At 42.0% G+C, this 21,606-nt stretch carries 32 protein-coding genes; all 32 read left to right on the plus strand.

The features are described from left to right. Nucleotides 1-323 precede the first annotated feature (323 nt). The 32 genes from B7720_RS03390 to secY all read left to right on the plus strand — a co-directional run bounded on the left by B7720_RS03390 (nt 324) and on the right by secY (nt 21,547). Nucleotides 324-1,574, plus strand: coding sequence for a bifunctional folylpolyglutamate synthase/dihydrofolate synthase (locus B7720_RS03390; RefSeq protein WP_070569363.1), 1,251 nt, complete (start codon nt 324-326; stop codon nt 1,572-1,574). Between the two features lie 90 nt (nt 1,575-1,664). Further along, nucleotides 1,665-2,117 (plus strand): SP_0198 family lipoprotein, encoded by a 453-nt coding sequence (locus tag B7720_RS03395; RefSeq protein ID WP_084856535.1) that lies wholly within the window; start codon nt 1,665-1,667, stop codon nt 2,115-2,117. Between the two features lie 347 nt (nt 2,118-2,464). After that, complete coding sequence (gene cls, locus B7720_RS03400) at nt 2,465-3,997, plus strand: cardiolipin synthase (RefSeq protein WP_084856537.1); 1,533 nt, start codon at nt 2,465-2,467, stop codon at nt 3,995-3,997. A 73-nt stretch (nt 3,998-4,070) separates the two neighbouring features. Further along, nucleotides 4,071-4,214: a hypothetical protein gene (locus tag B7720_RS09715; RefSeq protein WP_000933184.1), complete on the plus strand. Its 144-nt coding sequence runs from the start codon at nt 4,071-4,073 to the stop codon at nt 4,212-4,214. A 35-nt stretch (nt 4,215-4,249) separates the two neighbouring features. Next, the gene (locus tag B7720_RS03405) at nt 4,250-5,767 is read left to right on the plus strand and encodes a damage-inducible protein CinA (RefSeq protein ID WP_084856539.1); all 1,518 of its coding nucleotides are present in this window, start codon (nt 4,250-4,252) and stop codon (nt 5,765-5,767) included. Between the two features lie 120 nt (nt 5,768-5,887). Continuing rightward, a complete protein-coding gene (gene nrdD, locus B7720_RS03410; RefSeq protein ID WP_049484765.1) occupies nt 5,888-8,095 on the plus strand; it encodes an anaerobic ribonucleoside-triphosphate reductase in 2,208 nt (735 codons plus the stop codon). A gap of 11 nt (nt 8,096-8,106) precedes the next feature. Continuing rightward, entirely contained in the window at nt 8,107-8,247 is a 141-nt protein-coding gene (locus B7720_RS09720; protein WP_000521635.1) for a hypothetical protein, read from the plus strand. Nucleotides 8,248-8,291: 44 nt separating this feature from the next. Then, complete coding sequence (locus B7720_RS03420) at nt 8,292-8,792, plus strand: GNAT family N-acetyltransferase (protein WP_042902995.1); 501 nt, start codon at nt 8,292-8,294, stop codon at nt 8,790-8,792. A 4-nt stretch (nt 8,793-8,796) separates the two neighbouring features. Next, on the plus strand, nt 8,797-9,393 hold the full coding sequence (gene nrdG, locus B7720_RS03425) for an anaerobic ribonucleoside-triphosphate reductase activating protein (RefSeq protein ID WP_084856542.1): 597 nt from the start codon (nt 8,797-8,799) through the stop codon (nt 9,391-9,393). Further along, on the plus strand, nt 9,390-10,049 hold the full coding sequence (locus B7720_RS03430) for a uridine kinase family protein (protein WP_084856544.1): 660 nt from the start codon (nt 9,390-9,392) through the stop codon (nt 10,047-10,049). Before nrdG ends, B7720_RS03430 begins: the two co-directional genes overlap by 4 nt. A 243-nt stretch (nt 10,050-10,292) precedes the next feature. Beyond that, the gene (gene rpsJ / locus B7720_RS03435; protein ID WP_001284513.1) at nt 10,293-10,601 is read left to right on the plus strand and encodes a 30S ribosomal protein S10; all 309 of its coding nucleotides are present in this window, start codon (nt 10,293-10,295) and stop codon (nt 10,599-10,601) included. Between the two features lie 82 nt (nt 10,602-10,683). Further along, nucleotides 10,684-11,310 carry a 50S ribosomal protein L3 gene (gene rplC / locus B7720_RS03440; protein WP_000160197.1) on the plus strand — a complete coding sequence of 209 codons (627 nt, stop codon included), beginning with the start codon at nt 10,684-10,686 and terminating at the stop codon, nt 11,308-11,310. 24 nt (nt 11,311-11,334) lie between these two features. Next, nucleotides 11,335-11,958, plus strand: coding sequence for a 50S ribosomal protein L4 (gene rplD, locus B7720_RS03445; protein WP_000024537.1), 624 nt, complete (start codon nt 11,335-11,337; stop codon nt 11,956-11,958). Next, on the plus strand, nt 11,958-12,254 hold the full coding sequence (locus B7720_RS03450) for a 50S ribosomal protein L23 (protein ID WP_001055347.1): 297 nt from the start codon (nt 11,958-11,960) through the stop codon (nt 12,252-12,254). The genes rplD and B7720_RS03450 overlap by 1 nt, the downstream gene beginning before the upstream one ends. A 17-nt stretch (nt 12,255-12,271) precedes the next feature. Further along, nucleotides 12,272-13,105 (plus strand): 50S ribosomal protein L2, encoded by an 834-nt coding sequence (gene rplB, locus B7720_RS03455; protein WP_000512910.1) that lies wholly within the window; start codon nt 12,272-12,274, stop codon nt 13,103-13,105. Nucleotides 13,106-13,208: 103 nt separating this feature from the next. Beyond that, nucleotides 13,209-13,490: a 30S ribosomal protein S19 gene (gene rpsS / locus B7720_RS03460; protein WP_000533766.1), complete on the plus strand. Its 282-nt coding sequence runs from the start codon at nt 13,209-13,211 to the stop codon at nt 13,488-13,490. Between the two features lie 11 nt (nt 13,491-13,501). After that, a complete protein-coding gene (gene rplV, locus B7720_RS03465; RefSeq protein ID WP_000818137.1) occupies nt 13,502-13,846 on the plus strand; it encodes a 50S ribosomal protein L22 in 345 nt (114 codons plus the stop codon). A 12-nt stretch (nt 13,847-13,858) separates the two neighbouring features. Next, nucleotides 13,859-14,512, plus strand: coding sequence for a 30S ribosomal protein S3 (rpsC, locus tag B7720_RS03470; RefSeq protein WP_000529936.1), 654 nt, complete (start codon nt 13,859-13,861; stop codon nt 14,510-14,512). Between the two features lie 3 nt (nt 14,513-14,515). After that, on the plus strand, nt 14,516-14,929 hold the full coding sequence (gene rplP, locus B7720_RS03475; RefSeq protein WP_000960946.1) for a 50S ribosomal protein L16: 414 nt from the start codon (nt 14,516-14,518) through the stop codon (nt 14,927-14,929). Between the two features lie 9 nt (nt 14,930-14,938). Next, nucleotides 14,939-15,145, plus strand: a complete 207-nt coding sequence (gene rpmC, locus B7720_RS03480) for a 50S ribosomal protein L29 (protein ID WP_000772918.1) — start codon at nt 14,939-14,941, stop codon at nt 15,143-15,145. Nucleotides 15,146-15,169: 24 nt separating this feature from the next. After that, nucleotides 15,170-15,430, plus strand: coding sequence for a 30S ribosomal protein S17 (rpsQ, locus tag B7720_RS03485; RefSeq protein ID WP_000440801.1), 261 nt, complete (start codon nt 15,170-15,172; stop codon nt 15,428-15,430). Nucleotides 15,431-15,455: 25 nt separating this feature from the next. Beyond that, complete coding sequence (gene rplN, locus B7720_RS03490; protein ID WP_000616545.1) at nt 15,456-15,824, plus strand: 50S ribosomal protein L14; 369 nt, start codon at nt 15,456-15,458, stop codon at nt 15,822-15,824. Between the two features lie 183 nt (nt 15,825-16,007). Continuing rightward, nucleotides 16,008-16,313 (plus strand): 50S ribosomal protein L24, encoded by a 306-nt coding sequence (gene rplX, locus B7720_RS03495; protein WP_000497691.1) that lies wholly within the window; start codon nt 16,008-16,010, stop codon nt 16,311-16,313. 23 nt (nt 16,314-16,336) lie between these two features. After that, nucleotides 16,337-16,879 (plus strand): 50S ribosomal protein L5, encoded by a 543-nt coding sequence (gene rplE / locus B7720_RS03500; protein ID WP_000013542.1) that lies wholly within the window; start codon nt 16,337-16,339, stop codon nt 16,877-16,879. A 17-nt stretch (nt 16,880-16,896) separates the two neighbouring features. Next, the gene (locus B7720_RS03505; protein ID WP_001085697.1) at nt 16,897-17,082 is read left to right on the plus strand and encodes a type Z 30S ribosomal protein S14; all 186 of its coding nucleotides are present in this window, start codon (nt 16,897-16,899) and stop codon (nt 17,080-17,082) included. A gap of 284 nt (nt 17,083-17,366) precedes the next feature. Then, nucleotides 17,367-17,765 carry a 30S ribosomal protein S8 gene (rpsH, locus tag B7720_RS03510; protein WP_000245504.1) on the plus strand — a complete coding sequence of 133 codons (399 nt, stop codon included), beginning with the start codon at nt 17,367-17,369 and terminating at the stop codon, nt 17,763-17,765. Between the two features lie 189 nt (nt 17,766-17,954). Then, nucleotides 17,955-18,491, plus strand: a complete 537-nt coding sequence (gene rplF / locus B7720_RS03515) for a 50S ribosomal protein L6 (RefSeq protein ID WP_000086626.1) — start codon at nt 17,955-17,957, stop codon at nt 18,489-18,491. Nucleotides 18,492-18,574: 83 nt separating this feature from the next. Continuing rightward, nucleotides 18,575-18,931, plus strand: a complete 357-nt coding sequence (gene rplR, locus B7720_RS03520) for a 50S ribosomal protein L18 (RefSeq protein WP_004244055.1) — start codon at nt 18,575-18,577, stop codon at nt 18,929-18,931. 17 nt (nt 18,932-18,948) lie between these two features. Further along, nucleotides 18,949-19,443, plus strand: coding sequence for a 30S ribosomal protein S5 (gene rpsE, locus B7720_RS03525; RefSeq protein WP_000874204.1), 495 nt, complete (start codon nt 18,949-18,951; stop codon nt 19,441-19,443). 13 nt (nt 19,444-19,456) lie between these two features. After that, nucleotides 19,457-19,639: a 50S ribosomal protein L30 gene (gene rpmD / locus B7720_RS03530; RefSeq protein ID WP_000057241.1), complete on the plus strand. Its 183-nt coding sequence runs from the start codon at nt 19,457-19,459 to the stop codon at nt 19,637-19,639. A gap of 144 nt (nt 19,640-19,783) precedes the next feature. Further along, a complete protein-coding gene (rplO, locus tag B7720_RS03535; protein WP_000766089.1) occupies nt 19,784-20,224 on the plus strand; it encodes a 50S ribosomal protein L15 in 441 nt (146 codons plus the stop codon). Nucleotides 20,225-20,236: 12 nt separating this feature from the next. Continuing rightward, nucleotides 20,237-21,547, plus strand: a complete 1,311-nt coding sequence (secY, locus tag B7720_RS03540) for a preprotein translocase subunit SecY (protein WP_000465385.1) — start codon at nt 20,237-20,239, stop codon at nt 21,545-21,547. The last annotated feature ends 59 nt before the right edge of the window (nt 21,548-21,606 follow it).

Here is a 21,606-nt window from a genome sequence, read left to right on the forward strand (position 1 = left end):
AGAAATTAGAAACGCAGGAACGTTTGGGGAACATTTTTACCCTTACGCTAAAAATAAAGACCGTAAGTAAGTCCGGTGGATGTTTTTAGCCCTGCGCCAGAAATTAGAAACGCAGGAACGTTCGGGGGACGTTTTTAGCCCAACTCCCAGAAATTGGAGAGAGTTGGAATATCCGGGGGACGTTTTTAGCCCACGTTGAAATTCATAGTAGCTAGTGATTAGCTAACCAGGTAAGAGGTTGGGATTTTAGTCCTGACCTCACTTTTTATTTGTAATCATACTTTGATGCGGTAGTTGATTGGACTTTTGTTAAGGAGACATGTATGTTTGAAGTAGAAGAATGGCTTCATAGTCGGATTGGTTTAAACTTTAGATCTGGCCTTGGACGAATGCAGCGAGCTGTGGATTTGCTGGGGAATCCTGAGAAGGCTTATCCCATTATCCATGTAACAGGGACTAACGGTAAAGGGTCAACTATTGCCTTTATGAGGGAGTTGTTTGTTGCTCATGGTAAAAAAGTTGGTACTTTTACCTCTCCTCATATCATCAGCATCCATGATCGAATCTGTATCAATGGGCAACCAATCGCAGAGGAAGACTTTGTCCGTATAGCCAACCAAGTCAAGGAGATGGAGAAAATTCTTTTAGAAACACATGATCAATTGTCTTTCTTTGAGTTGTTGACCTTGATTGCTTTGCTTTATTTTAAAGAGCAGGGAGTGGATCTAGTCCTGCTAGAGGTGGGGATTGGTGGTTTGCTTGACACGACTAATGTCGTAACAGGAGAGATTGCAGTTATTACTTCCATTGGGCTAGATCATCAGGAGACCTTGGGCGATAGTCTAGAGGAAATAGCCGAGCAGAAAGCTGGTATTTTCAAGGCCGGCAAGCAGGCAGTCATTGCTAAGCTCGCTCCAGAAGCTAAACTTGTCTGTCAAAATACAGCAAGAGAGTTAGGTGTGGATCTCTATCAAGCTGGGCTAGACTTCTCCTTGAATGCTGGGGATTTTTCAAGCAGCCTAGCGAGTTTTTCACAACTTGAAATTAGTTTGGAAGGTGTTTATCAGCAAGAAAATGCCGCCTTGGCTTTACAAAGCTTTCTTCTGTTTATGGTGTCAAGAGGTGAAGGGGTTGAAGAAGAGCTTGTCAGACAGGCCTTGAAAGAAACCCACTGGGCAGGGCGATTGGAACGGATTCGCCCGCAAATCTACCTAGATGGGGCTCACAATCTGCCAGCTTTAAGTCGTCTAGTAGAGTTTATCCAGGGGAAAATCCAGCAAGGTTACCAGGTTCGCATCCTTTTTGGAGCACTTAAACGCAAGGATTATCAGGGGATGCTAGGCTATCTATCTGAGCAGTTGCCTCAGGTAAAACTTAAGGTAACAGGCTTTGACTACCAAGGCTCTCTGGATGAAAAGGATGTGGTAGGTTATGATTTGATTCCTTCCTATGGCGACTTTATCAGAGAATTTGAAGATAAGGCCAATGGCCAGGACTTGCTTTTCGTGACGGGATCCCTCTACTTTATCTCGGAAGTTCGAGCAAGTTTGGTAGGAAGCGACGAGATTAGTTGACCTTATAGGTTTATGTTGCTATACTGTAGGCAGGAGGTATATCTGGAAACGATTCCAGCAAAACATTGGCACAAAAGAAAGGAAATCGCTATGAAAACGAAAACATTCACACTTTCTATTGCTTCCCTAGCAATTCTTAGTCTTTTAGCAGCTTGTGGACCTAAAGCACAAGCCCCTGCCCAGCAATCTGCTCAGCAATCATCTACTCAACAAGAATCATCTTCTAGCGCTGCGACAAGTGCTAGTCAATCACAGGCGTCCTCAAGTCAGGACACTACTGTAGCTCAACCTACGAATATCGATGGTACCTATACTGGAAAAGATGAGAATGACCAAATCACTCTTGTTGTAACAGGTAAAACTGGCACATGGACTGAGGTCGAGCCAGATGGGGATAAGGAAATCAAGCAAGTCAGCTTTGAACCAGAAAAACAACGTGTCATTATCGGTGATGATGTCAAAATTTACACGGTTAATGGTAATCAATTGATTATCGATGATATGGATCGTGACCCATCTGATCAAGTGGTACTAACAAAATAGAACTTCAAATTTAACTAAATAGAAGTTCGGAATTAAGGTTCCGACTTTACCTTCTACGACCTCAATAGCGACTGTCCTAGGATTTGTTCGATATTGAAAAATATAAATAATTATGGAAAGAATTATCATTTTGGTAGTTCTTTTTAAGTTTCTTAATACCCTAGTTAAAAAGATAAGAGGGGCAGCGCTTCATATAGTGTGGGTGTAGTTTAGAAATCTTGCAGTTCTTGGAATAGTTTGCATAGAAAAAGGTAAACGGTTGCCATCTACCCCTGAACTGAGGTATACTAGTAGAAACACTAGTTTATCAAGCAGTTAAGGAGAATGTTAGAAAAGGAAGGGGATGTATGACAGCTAGAAAAATGCAGCTACTCATGTCCAAATATGGTTTTAGTATTACCATCATGTTGGCAGAGTTGTTTATCGTCTTTGGTTTATTTCTCTATCTAGGGCAAATGGCTCCTATTCTCTGGATTATCCTAGTCATTTTAGTGAGCTTAGCGACCATTGTATCGATTGTCAATCGGTCCATGAATCCTGAGAGTAAGGTAACATGGCTGTTAGTAGCCTTTGTGCCAGTGTTTGGTCCCTTACTCTATATCATGTTTGGAGAACGCCGTTTATCTAAAAAAGAAATGAAGCAGCTAAAGCAACTCCAATCAATGGTTGATCGAGAGGACAATAGCAGAGCTCTCCGTTTGGAGTTAAAAGAGCAAGACAAGTCAGCTTACGGCGTTATCAAATCTCTCCTCAGCATGGACACGAATGCTGATGTCTATGATCGAACGGATACACAATTTTTTGCATCTGGTGAAAGCCTGTGGCGCCAGATGCTAGAGGATCTCAAGAAGGCTGAGAAATTTATCTTTCTCGAATACTATATCATCGAAGAAGGTTTGATGTGGAATAGTATTTTGGAGATTTTGGAAGAAAAGGCAGCTCAAGGAGTAGAGGTGAAGCTTCTCTATGATGATATTGGTTGTATGGCAACCTTGCCTGGAGATTACACCATCCAGCTTCGTGGTCGAGGGATTGAAGCCCACAAATTTAACAAGGTGATTCCACGTTTGACCGTTGCTTATAACAACCGTGATCACCGTAAAATCATGGTTATCGATGGTCAAATTGCCTATACAGGTGGTATCAATCTGGCCGATGAGTATATCAACCATATCGAACGCTTTGGTTATTGGAAGGATAGCGGTATTCGTCTGGATGGACCAGCAGTTAAGGCTTTTACCAGACTCTTTTTATCTGCCTGGTACATCAACCGTGGAGAGATTAGTGACTTTGACCAATACCATCTCGAAAATCAGCCCAAAGATGGGATGGGGCTCTGTATTCCCTATAGTAGTGGGCCAAAACCTATCTACAGAGCTCAAGTTGGAAAAACGGTCTACCAAAATCTTATCAATCAAGCTACAGATTACGTCTACATCACGACTCCCTATCTGATTGCTGACTACGATCTAACTGAAAGTATCAAAAATGCAGCTCTGAGAGGGGTAGATGTGCGAATTGTGACGCCTTGTATCCCAGATAAGAAGGTTATTCAGTTAGTTACTCGAGGAGCCTATCCTGACTTGTTGTCTGCTGGAGTTCGTATTTATGAGTACAGTCCGGGATTCCTTCATAGCAAGCAAATGCTTGTCGATGGAGAAGTGGCCACCGTGGGGACCATCAATTTTGACTATCGTAGCTTGCTCCACCACTATGAAAATGCCGTCTTACTTTATAGAACGCAGTCCATCATCGATATTGAAAGGGACTTCGAAGAGATTTTTAAAGTTTCTCAAGAAATTTATCCTCACACTATCAAAACCAGCTGGTATCAAAGCCTAATCAAGGAAATTGTCCAGTTGTTTGCACCTATGCTCTAACTATCGACCAAGATCTAGCCCAAGGCTGGGTCTTTTTTGTCTTCTTACGAATAGATAAGTAAAGGAGAAAACCATGCTTAATCTAGAAGATGATGATTTTATCAGAGAGTATAGAAACAGCCGATTTCACCGTTTTCGTGAAATCGAACGCTTTGCGCTATTGGATAAGAAATTCAGCAAATATCAATCCCAAGCTGACATTCCTGTAAGATTTTGATATACTAAAACAGATAAACTTAGAGGAGAAATTGAATGAACGTATACGGGAAAATAGATGAGAAACAAGAAGGATCTCATTACCAAGACTGGTCAGCGCCAGAAAAGAGAGAAGAAGCTCCCATTCCCTTTTTTAGTATTTTGCTTTGGAGTTTAGTAGCCACAGCCATTTCGGTTGTCCTGCCTATTATTTTTGGTTTAGTCAGTCCGCAACAAACTCAAGATTTTTATACCGGTTGGGCCTTGCATCAAAATGGTCAAATGTATACAGATTACTTTGGGACGGAAGGATTGCTCTATTATGTGCTAAACTATCTTTTTCAAGGCAGTATTTTGATTGCTTTGGTTGAGTGGTTGGCCTTGTTTGGAGCAGGTGTTTTTCTTTTTAAGGCCGCGGATACTCTTGTCGGCCAAGAAAAGGAAGCGGAGCGAGTCGTCTTTATTTTATACTTGCTTGTAGCGGGCCTCGCTTTTGGTGGCGGTTATGCTCTCTTGCTAGCCCTGCCTTTCCTATTTTATTCATTGAGTATCGTTACAAATTATCTAGCTTTTCCAAAGGACGACAAAGGATTTGTACGAGTGGGGATGAGCCTTGCACTTGCTTTCTTCCTTGCGCCAATCCCAACCGCCTTGTTTGCGGCTGTACTGGCCTTGGGAATTATCGGCTTTAATCTAGGCAAAGGTCACTTTGTTCATGGTCTATATCAGTTTTTTGCGTCAGCCCTAGGATTTTCACTCTTATTCTATCCTTTAGGCTACTATACAGTGTGGACAGGTAGTTTTGGGGATGCCATTAGCCAGACCTTGTATCCGATAAATACTCTTAGCCTCTTTTCAAATTCGCATTTGCTTGAAAATGCAGCCTTCTATGGCTTGCTTGCTATTGGATTAGGTTCCCTTGGCTTGCTCTTTGCAGGCTTGTTCCAGTCAAAACCAGCCAAGCAATATGCCCTCTCAATTGCTGCTAGCTTGGGATTGTTGATTTCTTTGGGAATCTTGATTCTCTCCAAAGAACCTATCAACGGTACTCGTCTTGTGGTGCTAATTCCTTTCTTGGTCTTGCTCCTTCTGACAGGAATCAAGGAAGATGTTTCTGAGGGAGGGAGTCGTCGTAGAAGAAGACGTGAGAAACAAACTTCTTTCCTTAAAGGAAATTTCTATCTACCACTGATTGTCCTTGCCTATCTCATTGTTCTTCCTATCGTGAGTCGCTACCTTTCTCACCCAGCGACTTATCAGGAGAGAGACCGTCTTGCTAGTGTGGTCAAACAGCAAACGAGTTCTGAGGATCGAGTCTATGCTTGGGATGATCGCCCAGATTTCTACCGTGCAAGTGAACGCTTGGCGCCGACTTCTCTATCAACTCCAACACTCTATACTGCAAGCGATGAAAATAAAACTAAACTGATGAATGACCTGAAAGAGAATCAACCGAAGATGATTGTGGTCAATCAAAAAGTTGCCTTGTGGTCAGATGTAGAGAGCTGGCTCAGTGAAAACTATGAGCTTGTTCAGACAGATACTAGCGAGTTCAAACTTTATAAATCAAAATAACAAAAAATCAATATCTTGTGGAATTTTAAAAAATTTAGGATTTTTAACACAAGATATTGATTTTTATTTTTAGAGTGGTATAATACTTCATAGAACAACATTTTAGAAAAGAGCATGGATATGATTGTATTAGAAGAAAAGCTTGCAACCGTTCCCACCTTGTTCGTTGAAAAACGAGATGGTAGACGAGTGGTGTTTGATGTAGACAAGATTGACAAGGCTCTCCACAAGGCGGCGGAAAAGGTTATGGACGTTACGCCTCTAGTAGAAAAACGCCTAAATGGTCTAGTTGAAAGAATCGTGACTGAAATTCACAGTCGCTTCCCTCAAGGTGTCAAGATTTACGAAATTCAAAATGTCGTAGAACATGAACTCCTTGAAGCCAAAGAATATGCCTTGGCTGAGGAGTATATCACTTATCGGACACAAAGGGATTTTGAGCGCTCAAAAGCGACAGATATCAACTTTAGTATCCATAAACTGCTCAATAAAGATCAAGCAGTTGTCAATGAAAATGCCAATAAAGACAGCGATGTCTTCAACACCCAACGTGATTTGACAGCAGGGATTGTTGGGAAGTCAATCGGGCTGCAAATGCTTCCTAAGCACGTAGCTAATGCTCACCAAAAAGGGGATATCCACTATCATGACTTGGACTACAGCCCCTACACTCCGATGACCAACTGCTGTTTGATTGATTTTAAAGGCATGCTGGAAAATGGTTTTAAGATTGGGAATGCAGAGGTAGAGAGTCCCAAGTCTATCCAGACTGCGACAGCTCAAATTTCACAAATCATCGCCAACGTTGCTTCTAGCCAGTACGGGGGCTGTTCAGCTGACCGTATCGATGAAGTCTTGGCGCCTTATGCGGAGAAGAATTATCAAAAACACCTCAAGGATGCGGAAGAGTGGGTCTTGCCCGAAAAACGGGAAGATTACGCTTGGAAAAAAACGCAAAAGGACATCTACGATGCCATGCAATCTCTTGAGTATGAAATCAACACCCTCTTCACTTCAAATGGACAAACACCTTTTACTTCGCTCGGTTTTGGTCTAGGAACTAGTCGTTTTGAGCGGGAAATTCAAAAAGCTATCTTAAACATCCGAATCAAGGGGCTTGGTTCAGAACACCGTACAGCTATCTTCCCTAAACTCATCTTTACGCTGAAAAGAGGCCTTAACTTAGAGGAGGGGTCACCTAACTACGATATCAAACAGTTGGCTCTTGAGTGTGCAACCAAGCGGATGTACCCAGATGTCTTATCCTATGATAAGATTATCGAACTGACAGGCTCCTTCAAGGTTCCTATGGGCTGCCGTTCTTTCCTCCAAGGATGGAAGGATGAGAATGGTGTCGAGGTCAATTCAGGTCGTATGAATCTAGGTGTTGTGACAGTCAATCTGCCTCGTATCGCCCTCGAGTCTGAAGGGGATCTGAATAAGTTCTGGGAAATCTTCAATGAGCGTATGAACATCGCAGAAGATGCTCTGGTTTACCGTGTTGAACGGACCAAGGAAGCAACACCAGCGAATGCCCCTATCCTTTATCAGTACGGAGCCTTCGGTCGCCGTCTCGGAAAAGAAGAAAGTGTAGATCAACTCTTTAAGAATCGCCGCGCGACAGTTTCGCTGGGCTACATCGGTTTGTACGAAGTTGCGACGGTCTTCTTTGGAAACAGCTGGGAAAGCAATCCTGAAGCCAAGGAATTCACATTGGATATCATTCGCGATATGAAACGTCGTGTGGAAGAGTGGTCTGACCAATATGGTTACCATTTCTCTATCTACTCCACACCGTCTGAAAGTCTGACAGACCGCTTCTGTCGCTTGGATACAGAGAAGTTCGGCTCTATTCCGGACATCACGGACAAGGAATACTACACCAACTCTTTCCACTACGATGTTCGTAAAAATCCAACACCGTTTGAAAAATTAGACTTTGAGAAAGTTTATCCAGAAGCAGGTGCGTCAGGTGGCTTTATCCATTATTGTGAGTATCCAGTTCTTCAACAAAATCCTAAGGCCCTGGAAGCTGTTTGGGACTATGCCTATGACCGAGTTGGCTATCTAGGGACCAATACTCCGATTGATCGTTGCTACAAGTGTGACTTTGAAGGGGATTTTGAACCAACTGAGAGAGGCTTTGCTTGTCCCAACTGTGGCAATAGCGACCCTAAAACAGTAGATGTAGTCAAACGTACGTGTGGTTATCTGGGAAATCCTCAAGCGCGTCCGATGGTTAACGGACGCCACAAGGAAATCGCTGCGCGTGTCAAACACATGAATGGCTCAACCATTAAAACGGCAGGACATGAAGTAACAAATTAGAAGGAAACGCAATGGGGAAATACCAATTAGACGATAAGGGACGCGCACAAGTGACCCGTTATCACGAGAAATACTCTAAAGGTGGAACAGGTAAAAAAGAACGCTTGCTCAACCTCAGAGAACAGTTTTTAAACAAGAACAAGAAAAAATAAAAGTGAGAGTCCGCTCTCGCTTTTCTCTTAGATGGGAGGTAAGGATGGAACTACGCAGGCCAAGTTTGGAAGATAAAGAAGCGATTTTAGAGATGATGGCAGAGTTTGAACAAGCACAGTCCCCTCACGACGGTGGATTTTGGGATGCTGAGAATTTTGTTTATGAAGAGTGGTTAGAAGAAAATCTTCAAGCGGAAGCGGGACTCAATATTCCTGAAAACTGGGTTCCTGCTATCCAGCTGGTTAGTTTTGACATAGCAGGCCAGGCTCTTGGCTTTCTCAACCTTCGTCTCCGATTAAATGACTACTTACTAGAAAATGGCGGTCATATTGGCTATTCTATCCGTCCCAGTCAACGAGGCAAAGGATATGGGAAGGAGCAGTTGAGATTAGGACTAGCAGAGGCTCGAAAGCAAGGATTGGAACGAGTGCTGATTACCTGCGATGAAGACAACGAAGCCAGCCGCCGCACGATTCTCCCCGCTGGCGGTGTTTACGAAAATACAATCGATAGAAGTCAGCGCTATTGGATAGACTTGGAGTAGAAGGATGACATGGAATACACCAAAACCAGGTGAATGGAAAAGCGAGGAGCTTAGTAAAGGGCGAATCATTGATTATAAGGCCTTTAACTTTGTCGATGGAGAAGGTGTGCGCAACTCTCTCTATGTATCAGGTTGCATGTTTCACTGCGAGGGGTGCTATAATGTTGCGACTTGGTCTTTCAACGCAGGCATTCCCTATACGGCAGAATTAGAAGAACAAATCATGGAAGATCTTGCCCAGCCTTATGTTCAAGGTTTGACCTTGCTAGGAGGAGAACCATTTCTCAATACAGGTATCCTCTTACCTCTCGTTAAGCGCATTCGAAAGGAATTGCCAGACAAAGACATCTGGTCCTGGACGGGCTACACTTGGGAAGAAATGATGCTGGAAACTCCAGACAAACTGGAACTCTTGTCGCTGATTGACATCCTTGTCGATGGACGGTATGACAAAAGTAAGCGCAATCTCATGCTCCAGTTTCGAGGTTCGTCCAATCAACGGATTATCGATGTGCAAAAATCTCTCAAAAGTAGGCAAGTAGTGATTTGGGACAAGCTTAATGACGGAAAAGAAAGCTATGAACAGGTGAAGAGAGAATGAAGAAAAAAGACCTGATAGAACAACTGGTTTCAGAGATCGAAACGGGAAGAATTAGGACGCTAGGGATCTACGGTCATGGGGCTTCAGGCAAGTCAACCTTCGCTCAGGAATTACATCAAGCTCTAGATTCTACTACAGTAAATTTACTAGAAACAGATCCCTATATCACCTCAGAACGTCACCTGGTAGTACCAAAGCAAGCGCCAGATCAAAAGGTGACAGCTTGTCTCCCAGTGGCGCATGAATTGGCAAGTTTGCAGAGAGATATTCTCGCATTGCAGGCAGGTATGGATGTCTTAACAATCGATGAACCGTGGAAGGCTAGTGAAATCTTATCTGGAGCCAAGCCAATTCTGATTGTTGAAGGGATGTCTGTGGGCTTTCTACCCAAGGAACTTTTTGACAAAACTATCTGTTTCTACACGGATGAAGAAACAGAGTTAAAGAGGCGCTTAGCTCGAGATACGACTATGAGAAATCGCGATGCATCTTTTGTATTAGCTAGCCATCAGATGAGACGGGAGCAGTATCTGCGATACTATAGAGAAACCGAGTCTAAAGCGGACATTTTAGTAGATCAATCAGAAGATACATTCAAGGTCAAAATGACACATACTATACACATACTATATAGAAGAAAAGGTAGTTTTTTATAGATATAAATCCGTAATTTTGGAAAGATAAAAAGAGAAAACAGTTTCATCCTAAAAAAACGAAAAAAAGCTCACAAATCCCTTGCAATCGCAGGGGCTTTGTGTTATTCTATTATGGTGCTGTAAATTACAGCCTTAGCTTTGATGCAAGAGGTTGCGACACGCTCGGTTGCATTGCCACGCAACGCGCGTCGGTTTTCTTGTGGAGCTAGCCTATTATCTTAAATAGACGAAAAGGAGAAAAAGATGGCAAACAAAAAAATCCGTATCCGTTTGAAAGCTTACGAACACCGTACGCTTGACACAGCGGCTGCAAAAATCGTAGAATCAGCTACTCGTACAGGTGCACAAGTTGCGGGTCCAATCCCACTTCCAACTGAACGTAGCCTCTACACAATCATTCGTGCGACTCACAAATACAAAGACTCTCGCGAACAATTTGAAATGCGTACACACAAACGTTTGATCGATATCGTTAACCCAACTCAAAAAACAGTTGATGCCTTGATGAAATTGGATCTTCCAAGTGGTGTAAACGTAGAAATCAAACTTTAATCTAAAGCTTGATACCTTGAGCATAAAAAACGCTCGTTAAAAACTTTTTGAATAAAAAATATAGAAAAGGAACTATTTTCTCATGACAAAAGGAATCTTAGGGAAAAAAGTGGGAATGACTCAAATCTTCACTGAAGCTGGCGAATTGATCCCTGTAACAGTTATTGAAGCAACTCCAAACGTTGTTCTTCAAGTTAAAACTGTAGAAACAGACGGATATAACGCTATCCAAGTTGGTTTTGATGACAAACGCGAAGTATTGAGCAACAAACCTGCTAAAGGACATGTAGCGAAAGCTAACACGGCTCCTAAGCGCTTCATTCGTGAATTCAAAAACGTTGAAGGCTTGGAAGTTGGTGCTGAAATCACAGTTGAAACATTCGCAGCTGGAGACGTTGTTGACGTAACTGGTACTTCTAAAGGTAAAGGTTTCCAAGGTGTTATCAAACGCCACGGACAATCACGTGGACCAATGGCTCACGGTTCTCGTTACCACCGTCGTCCAGGTTCTATGGGACCTGTTGCACCTAACCGCGTATTCAAAGGTAAAAACCTTGCAGGACGTATGGGTGGCGACCGCGTAACAATTCAAAACCTTGAAGTTGTACAAGTTGTTCCAGAAAAGAACGTTATCCTTATCAAAGGTAACGTACCAGGTGCTAAGAAATCTCTTATCACTATCAAATCAGCAGTTAAAGCTGGTAAATAATAAAGAAAGGGGAAATCAGTCACAATGGCAAACGTAACATTATTTGACCAAACTGGTAAAGAAGCTGGCCAAGTTGTTCTTAACGATGCAGTATTTGGTATTGAACCAAATGAATCGGTTGTGTTTGATGTGATCATCAGCCAACGCGCAAGCCTTCGTCAAGGAACACACGCTGTTAAAAACCGCTCTGCAGTATCAGGTGGTGGACGCAAACCATGGCGTCAAAAAGGAACTGGACGTGCTCGTCAAGGTTCTATCCGCTCACCACAATGGCGTGGTGGTGGTGTTGTCTTCGGACCAACTCCACGTTCATACGGCTACAAACTTCCACAAAAAGTTCGTCGCCTAGCTCTTAAATCAGTTTACTCTGAAAAAGTTGCTGAAAACAAATTCGTAGCTGTAGACGCTCTTTCATTTACAGCTCCAAAAACTGCTGAATTTGCAAAAGTTCTTGCAGCATTGAGCATCGATTCAAAAGTTCTTGTTATCCTTGAAGAAGGAAATGAATTCGCAGCTCTTTCAGCTCGTAACCTTCCAAATGTGAAAGTTGCAACTGCTACAACTGCAAGTGTTCTTGACATCGCAAATAGCGACAAACTTCTTGTCACACAAGCAGCTATCTCTAAAATCGAGGAGGTTCTTGCATAATGAATTTGTATGATGTTATCAAAAAACCTGTTATCACTGAAAGCTCAATGGCTCAACTTGAAGCAGGAAAATATGTATTTGAAGTTGACACTCGTGCACACAAACTTTTGATCAAGCAAGCTGTTGAAGCTGCTTTCGAAGGTGTTAAAGTTGCCAACGTTAACACAATCAACGTAAAACCAAAAGCGAAACGTGTTGGACGTTACACTGGTTTTACTAACAAAACTAAAAAAGCTATCATCACACTTACAGCTGATTCAAAAGCAATCGAGTTGTTCGCTGCTGAAGCTGAATAATCTAAGGAGGAAATATCGTGGGAATTCGTGTTTATAAACCAACAACAAACGGTCGCCGTAATATGACTTCTTTGGATTTCGCTGAAATCACAACAAGCACTCCTGAAAAATCATTGCTTGTTGCATTGAAGAGCAAGGCTGGTCGTAACAACAACGGTCGTATCACAGTTCGTCACCAAGGTGGTGGACACAAACGTTTCTACCGTTTGGTTGACTTCAAACGTAACAAAGACAACGTTGAAGCAGTTGTTAAAACTATCGAGTACGATCCAAACCGTTCTGCAAACATCGCTCTTGTACACTACACTGACGGTGTGAAAGCATACATCATCGCTCCAAAAGGTCTTGAAGTAGGTCAACGTATTGTTTCAGGTCCAGAAGCAGATATCAAAGTCGGAAACGCTCTTCCACTTGCTAACATCCCAGTTGGTACTTTGATCCACAACATCGAGTTGAAACCAGGTCGTGGTGGAGAATTGGTACGTGCTGCTGGTGCTTCTGCTCAAGTATTGGGTCAAGAAGGTAAATACGTTCTTGTTCGTCTTCAATCTGGCGAAGTTCGTATGATTCTTGGAACTTGTCGTGCAACAGTTGGTGTTGTCGGAAACGAACAACATGGACTTGTAAACCTTGGTAAAGCAGGACGTAGCCGTTGGAAAGGTATCCGCCCAACAGTTCGTGGTTCTGTAATGAACCCTAACGATCACCCACACGGTGGTGGTGAAGGTAAAGCACCAGTTGGTCGTAAAGCGCCATCTACTCCATGGGGCAAACCTGCTCTTGGTCTTAAAACTCGTAACAAGAAAGCGAAATCTGACAAACTTATCGTTCGTCGTCGCAACGAGAAATAATAGTAAACTAGTCGCCTAAGCAACTAGGAAATCCGCCAGCTCGGTAGCGCTCCATGTGAGCGCAAGCCGCTGTGGTACAACATTTAAAGGAGAAAAAATAAAAATGGGACGCAGTCTTAAAAAAGGACCTTTCGTCGATGAGCATTTGATGAAAAAAGTTGAAGCTCAAGCTAACGACGAAAAGAAAAAAGTTATCAAAACTTGGTCACGTCGTTCAACGATCTTCCCAAGTTTCATTGGTTACACTATTGCAGTTTATGACGGACGTAAACACGTACCTGTTTACATCCAAGAAGACATGGTAGGTCACAAACTTGGTGAATTTGCACCAACTCGTACTTACAAGGGTCACGCTGCAGACGACAAGAAAACACGTAGAAAATAAGGAGAACATAAATGGCAGAAATTACTTCAGCTAAAGCAATGGCTCGTACAGTACGTGTTTCACCTCGTAAATCACGTCTTGTTCTTGACAACATCCGTGGTAAAAGCGTAGCCGATGCTATTGCAATCTTGACATTCACACCAAACAAAGCTGCTGAAATCATCTTGAAAGTTTTGAATTCAGCTGTAGCTAACGCTGAAAACAACTTTGGTTTGGACAAAGCTAACTTGGTAGTATCTGAAGCATTCGCAAACGAAGGACCAACTATGAAACGTTTCCGTCCACGTGCGAAAGGTTCAGCTTCACCAATCAACAAACGTACAGCTCACATCACTGTGGCTGTTGCAGAAAAATAAGGAGGTAACATCGTGGGTCAAAAAGTACATCCAATTGGTATGCGTGTCGGCATCATCCGTGATTGGGATGCCAAATGGTATGCTGAAAAAGAATACGCGGATTACCTTCATGAAGATCTTGCAATCCGTAAATTCGTTCAAAAAGAACTTGCTGACGCAGCAGTTTCAACTATCGAAATTGAACGCGCAGTAAACAAAGTTAACGTTTCACTTCACACTGCTAAACCAGGTATGGTTATCGGTAAAGGTGGTGCTAACGTTGATGCACTCCGTGCAAAACTTAACAAATTGACTGGAAAACAAGTACACATCAACATCATCGAAATCAAACAACCTGATTTGGATGCTCACCTTGTAGGTGAAGGAATTGCTCGTCAATTGGAGCAACGTGTTGCTTTCCGTCGTGCACAAAAACAAGCAATCCAACGTGCAATGCGTGCTGGAGCTAAAGGAATCAAAACTCAAGTATCAGGTCGTTTGAACGGTGCAGATATCGCCCGTGCTGAAGGATACTCTGAAGGAACTGTTCCACTTCACACACTTCGTGCAGATATCGATTACGCTTGGGAAGAAGCAGATACTACATACGGTAAACTTGGTGTTAAAGTATGGATCTACCGTGGTGAAGTTCTTCCAGCTCGTAAAAACACTAAAGGAGGTAAATAACCAATGTTAGTACCTAAACGTGTTAAACACCGTCGTGAATTCCGTGGAAAAATGCGCGGTGAAGCAAAAGGTGGAAAAGAAGTAGCATTCGGTGAATACGGTCTTCAAGCTACAACTAGCCACTGGATCACTAACCGCCAAATCGAAGCTGCTCGTATCGCCATGACTCGTTACATGAAACGTGGTGGTAAAGTTTGGATTAAAATCTTCCCACACAAATCATACACTGCTAAAGCTATCGGTGTGCGTATGGGATCTGGTAAAGGGGCACCTGAAGGTTGGGTAGCACCAGTTAAACGTGGTAAAGTGATGTTTGAAATCGCTGGTGTATCTGAAGAAATCGCTCGCGAAGCGCTTCGTCTTGCAAGCCACAAATTGCCAGTTAAATGTAAATTCGTAAAACGTGAAGCAGAATAAGGAGAAGGCATGAAACTTAATGAAGTAAAAGAATTTGTTAAAGAACTTCGTGGTCTTTCTCAAGAAGAACTCGCGAAGCGCGAAAACGAATTGAAAAAAGAATTGTTTGAACTTCGTTTCCAAGCTGCTACTGGTCAATTGGAACAAACAGCTCGCTTGAAAGAAGTTAAAAAACAAATCGCTCGTATCAAAACAGTTCAATCTGAAGCGAAATAATAGACTAGGGAAGGAGAAATTTCAATGGAACGCAATAATCGTAAAGTTCTTGTTGGACGTGTTGTATCTGACAAAATGGACAAGACAATCACAGTTGTAGTTGAAACAAAACGTAACCACCCAGTCTATGGTAAACGTATTAACTACTCTAAGAAATACAAAGCACATGATGAAAACAATGTTGCCAAAGAAGGCGATATCGTACGTATCATGGAAACTCGTCCGCTTTCAGCTACAAAACGTTTCCGTCTTGTAGAAGTTGTTGAAGAAGCGGTCATCATCTAATCAAACCTGAAAGGAGAAAACTGAAATGATTCAAACAGAAACTCGTTTGAAAGTCGCAGACAACAGCGGTGCGCGCGAAATCTTGACTATCAAAGTTCTTGGTGGTTCAGGACGTAAATTTGCAAACATCGGTGATGTTATCGTGGCATCTGTAAAACAAGCTACTCCTGGTGGTGCGGTTAAAAAAGGTGACGTTGTAAAAGCTGTTATCGTTCGTACTAAATCAGGTGCTCGTCGTGCTGATGGTTCATACATCAAATTTGACGAAAACGCAGCAGTTATCATCCGTGAAGACAAAACTCCTCGCGGAACACGTATCTTTGGCCCAGTTGCACGTGAATTGCGTGAAGGTGGCTTCATGAAGATCGTGTCACTTGCTCCAGAAGTACTTTAATTGGTTGCTCAAAGAAAATTAAAACAAGTCTAGGAAGTGAAACGAAAGCATAACTTAAGTTAGGTGAGTTGAAACTGACGAAGGATTGCTTTGATTTTCGCAGAGCAAAAACAAACAAACTAGTCCCCTGGATTACTTTCCAGGGTGCCCTTATGGGCGTAAGAAAAATCAAGGAGAAACCTAATGTTTGTAAAAAAAGGCGACAAAGTTCGCGTAATCGCTGGTAAAGATAAGGGAACAGAAGCTGTTGTCCTTACTGCCCTTCCAAAAGTAAACAAAGTTATCGTTGAAGGTGTTAACATCGTTAAGAAACACCAACGTCCAACTAACGAGCTTCCTCAAGGTGGTATCATCGAGAAAGAAGCAGCTATCCACGTATCAAACGTTCAAGTATTGGACAAAAATGGTGTAGCTGGTCGTGTTGGTTACAAATTTGTAGACGGTAAAAAAGTTCGCTACAACAAAAAATCAGGCGAAGTGCTTGATTAATCACGAAGGAAAGGAGAAGTATAATGGCAAATCGTTTAAAAGAAAAATATCTTAATGAAGTAGTTCCTGCTTTGACAGAACAATTCAACTACTCATCAGTGATGGCTGTGCCTAAAGTAGATAAGATCGTTTTGAACATGGGTGTTGGTGAAGCTGTATCAAACGCTAAAAGTCTTGAAAAAGCTGCTGAAGAATTGGCACTTATCTCAGGTCAAAAACCACTTATCACTAAAGCTAAAAAATCAATCGCCGGCTTCCGTCTTCGTGAAGGTGTAGCGATCGGTGCAAAAGTTACCCTTCGTGGTGAACGTATGTACGAATTCTTGGACAAATTGGTTTCAGTTTCACTTCCACGTGTGCGTGACTTCCACGGTGTTCCAACAAAATCATTTGATGGACGCGGAAACTACACTCTTGGTGTGAAAGAACAATTGATCTTCCCAGAAATCAACTTTGATGACGTTGACAAAACTCGTGGTCTTGACATCGTTATCGTAACAACTGCTAACACTGACGAAGAGTCACGTGCATTGCTTACAGGCCTTGGAATGCCTTTTGCAAAATAATATAGGAGGTAAATCTAATGGCTAAAAAATCAATGATTGCTAAGAACAAACGTCCAGCGAAGTTCTCTACTCAAGCTTATACTCGTTGTGAAAAATGTGGTCGTCCACATTCAGTTTACCGCAAATTTAAACTTTGCCGTGTTTGCTTCCGTGAATTAGCTTACAAAGGACAAATTCCTGGTGTAACAAAAGCATCTTGGTAATTTAAGATATCAAGGGCGTTAAAACTCCAAGTGAAAATAGGAAACTTGACGAAGAAACTGAATTTTCTAGGAAAGTTTATCTTTTTCACACAGGGTTTAGCCCGGGTTCAGTTGGGCTTGCCAATTTGAACACGAGCTACAGCTTTGGCAAAAAAGACCAATTTTCTTTGGAGCATCGCTCCTGCATCAAATTGCCTATTTTTGCTCTTGCTGTTACGCTCTTTGTATCATGTATTAACTAGCAAGTGCAACTTGCAAACTACTAGTAAGAGGAGAAAAACAAAATGGTTATGACTGACCCAATCGCAGACTTCCTAACTCGTATTCGTAACGCTAACCAAGCGAAACACGAAGTACTTGAAGTACCTGCATCAAACATCAAAAAAGGGATTGCTGAAATCCTTAAACGCGAAGGTTTTGTTAAGAACGTAGAAATCATCGAAGATGACAAACAAGGCATCATCCGTGTATTCCTTAAATACGGACCAAACGGTGAAAAAGTTATCACTAACTTGAAACGTGTTTCTAAACCAGGACTTCGTGTCTACAAAAAACGTGAAGATCTTCCAAAAGTTCTTAACGGACTTGGAATTGCTATCCTTTCAACTTCTGAAGGTTTGCTTACTGATAAAGAAGCTCGCCAAAAGAATGTTGGTGGTGAGGTTATCGCTTACGTTTGGTAATATTTAGCTCCCAATTTCTTTGCGACTCGTCGTTATCGTCTCTTGCCTAACCCAAAGTTATGCCGGCGAGACGATGCCTAGATTCACTTTGAAATTGAAACCTAAATGTTCCTTTAAATCGAGAAATCGATTTAAGCCCCCGTGAAAACTGGCCGTTCTGGCCTGACAATTTAACAGGAGAAAATAAACATGTCACGTATTGGTAATAAAGTTATCGTGTTGCCTGCTGGTGTTGAAATCACTAACAATGACAACGTTGTAACTGTAAAAGGACCTAAAGGAGAACTTACTCGTGAGTTCTCAAAAGATATTGAAATTCGTGTGGAAGGTACTGAAGTAACTCTTCACCGTCCAAACGATTCAAAAGAAATGAAAACAATCCACGGAACTACTCGTGCCCTTTTGAACAACATGGTTGTTGGTGTATCAGAAGGATTCAAGAAAGAACTTGAAATGCGCGGGGTTGGTTACCGTGCACAACTTCAAGGATCTAAGCTTGTTTTGGCTGTTGGTAAATCTCATCCAGACGAAGTTGAAGCTCCAGAAGGAATTACTTTTGAACTTCCAAACCCAACAACAATCGTTGTTAGCGGAATTTCAAAAGAAGTAGTTGGTCAAACAGCTGCTTACGTACGTAGCCTTCGTTCACCAGAACCATATAAAGGTAAAGGTATCCGTTACGTTGGTGAATTCGTTCGCCGTAAAGAAGGTAAAACAGGTAAATAATGTTGAGTGGTTGATTTTCAACCACCAACCTATTTTCCAACTTAGTGCATAGCACACGATTTAAAACTAAAGAGGTGAAAACTGTGATTTCTAAACCAGATAAAAACAAACTCCGCCAAAAACGCCACCGTCGCGTTCGCGGAAAACTCTCTGGAACTGCTGATCGCCCACGTTTGAACGTATTCCGTTCTAATACAGGCATCTACGCTCAAGTGATTGATGACGTAGCGGGTGTAACGCTCGCAAGTGCTTCAACTCTTGACAAAGAAGTTTCAAAAGGAACTAAAACTGAACAAGCCGTTACTGTCGGTAAACTCGTTGCAGAACGTGCAAACGCTAAAGGTATTTCAGAAGTGGTGTTCGACCGCGGTGGATATCTATATCACGGACGTGTGAAAGCTTTGGCTGATGCAGCTCGTGAAAACGGATTGAAATTCTAATAGGAGGACACTAGAAAATGGCATTTAAAGACAATGCAGTTGAATTAGAAGAACGCGTAGTTGCTGTCAACCGTGTTACAAAAGTTGTTAAAGGTGGACGTCGTCTTCGTTTCGCAGCTCTTGTTGTTGTTGGTGACCACAACGGTCGCGTAGGATTTGGTACTGGTAAAGCTCAAGAAGTTCCAGAAGCAATCCGCAAAGCAGTAGAAGATGCTAAGAAAAACTTGATTGAAGTTCCTATGGTTGGAACAACAATCCCACACGAAGTTCTTTCAGAATTCGGTGGAGCTAAAGTATTGTTGAAACCTGCTGTAGAAGGTTCTGGGGTTGCCGCTGGTGGTGCAGTTCGTGCCGTTGTGGAATTGGCAGGTGTGGCAGATATTACATCTAAATCACTTGGTTCTAACACTCCAATCAACATTGTTCGCGCAACTGTTGAAGGTTTGAAACAATTGAAACGCGCTGAAGAAGTTGCTGCCCTTCGTGGTATTTCAGTTTCTGATTTGGCATAAGAAAGGGGATAAAATGGCTCAAATTAAAATTACTTTGACTAAGTCTCCAATCGGACGCATTCCATCGCAACGTAAAACTGTTGTAGCACTTGGACTTGGCAAATTGAACAGCTCTGTTATTAAAGAAGACAACGCTGCTATCCGTGGTATGATTACTGCAGTATCTCACTTGGTAACAGTTGAAGAAGTAAACTAATGAATTTTTAGGGGATGTGGCAATACTCATCCCCTAAAACTAGGTATAGTCATCTTAGATGAACATGTATAGGCGAGTTGATAAGGGAGACAACCTTTTCTCTCTTATCGGCGCTAGCATTTTACAAAAGAGGAGAAAATAATAATGAAACTTCATGAATTGAAACCTGCAGAAGGTTCTCGTAAAGTACGTAACCGTGTTGGTCGTGGTACTTCATCAGGTAACGGTAAAACATCTGGTCGCGGTCAAAAAGGTCAAAAAGCTCGTAGCGGTGGCGGAGTTCGCCTTGGTTTTGAAGGTGGACAAACTCCATTGTTCCGTCGTCTTCCAAAACGTGGATTCACTAACATCAACGCTAAAGAATACGCAATTGTAAACCTTGACCAATTGAACGTCTTTGAAGACGGTGCAGAAGTAACTCCAGTTGTACTTATCGAAGCAGGAATTGTGAAAGCTGAAAAATCAGGAGTTAAAATTCTTGGTAACGGTGAGTTGACTAAGAAATTGACTGTGAAAGCAGCTAAATTCTCTAAATCAGCTGAGGAAGCTATCACTGCTAAAGGTGGTTCTGTAGAAGTCATCTAAGAGAGGTGACCCATGTTTTTTAAATTACTAAAAGAAGCGCTCAAGGTTAAACAAGTTCGATCAAAAATTCTCTTTACAATTTTTATCATTCTTGTTTTCCGTATTGGGACAAGTATTACAGTTCCAGGTGTGAATGCGAAAAGTTTAGAAGCTCTCAGTGGTTTATCTTTCTTGAACATGCTTAGTCTTGTTTCAGGGAATGCCATGAAGAACTTCTCCGTTTTTGCACTCGGAGTAAGTCCGTATATCACTGCTTCAATCGTTGTTCAATTGCTACAAATGGATATTTTACCGAAGTTTGTAGAATGGGGCAAACAAGGGGAAGTAGGACGGAGAAAACTAAACCAAGCTACTCGTTATATTGCACTTGTGCTTGCATTTGTTCAATCTATCGGGATTACAGCAGGATTTAACACTCTTTCTGGAGCAAAATTATTAACGACAGCTTTAACACCACAAGTCTTTGTTACTATCGGTATTATCCTCACAGCAGGTAGTATGATTGTAACTTGGCTCGGGGAACAAATTACAGATAAGGGATACGGAAACGGTGTTTCTATGATCATCTTTGCAGGTATTGTCGCTTCAATCCCTGAGATGATTAAAGGAATCTATGTTGACTACTTCGTCAATATTCCAAGTAGCCGTTTGACTTCATCTATTATCTTTGTCGTTATTTTGATTATCGCTGTCTTGTTGATTGTATACTTTACAACCTTTGTTCAACAGGCAGAATATAAAATTCCAATCCAATATACAAAAGTTGCTCAAGGAGCCCCATCAAGCTCATACCTTCCTTTGAAGGTAAACCCAGCGGGGGTTATCCCAGTTATCTTTGCAAGTTCCATCACAGCAGCACCTGCAGCCATTCTTCAATTTTTGAGTGCTACAGGTCATGATTGGGCTTGGGTACGTACAGCACAGGAAATGTTATCTACAACATCTCCAACAGGTGTTGCCATGTATGCCTTGTTGATCATTCTCTTTACATTCTTCTATACATTTGTACAGATCAATCCAGAGAAAGCAGCAGAAAACTTGCAAAAGAGTGGAGCCTACATTCATGGTGTCCGTCCTGGTAAGGGTACTGAAGAATTCATGTCGAAACTTCTTCGTCGCCTTGCGACTGTCGGATCAATCTTCCTTGGTGTGATTTCAATCTTGCCGATTGTGGCAAAAGATGTCTTTGGTCTTTCAGAAGCTGTTGCTTTTGGGGGAACTAGTCTTTTGATCATTATCTCAACTGGTATCGAAGGAATCAAACAGCTAGAAGGTTACCTATTGAAACGTAAGTATGTTGGTTTCATGGACAAAACAGAATAAAAGCAAGATTACTTTTGCTTAGAGAGTGGAGTATGAAGGTCTATCTATCAGAGAGATTT

Source organism: Streptococcus oralis subsp. oralis (assembly GCF_002096455.1).
Classification (GTDB): domain Bacteria; phylum Bacillota; class Bacilli; order Lactobacillales; family Streptococcaceae; genus Streptococcus; species Streptococcus oralis_CY.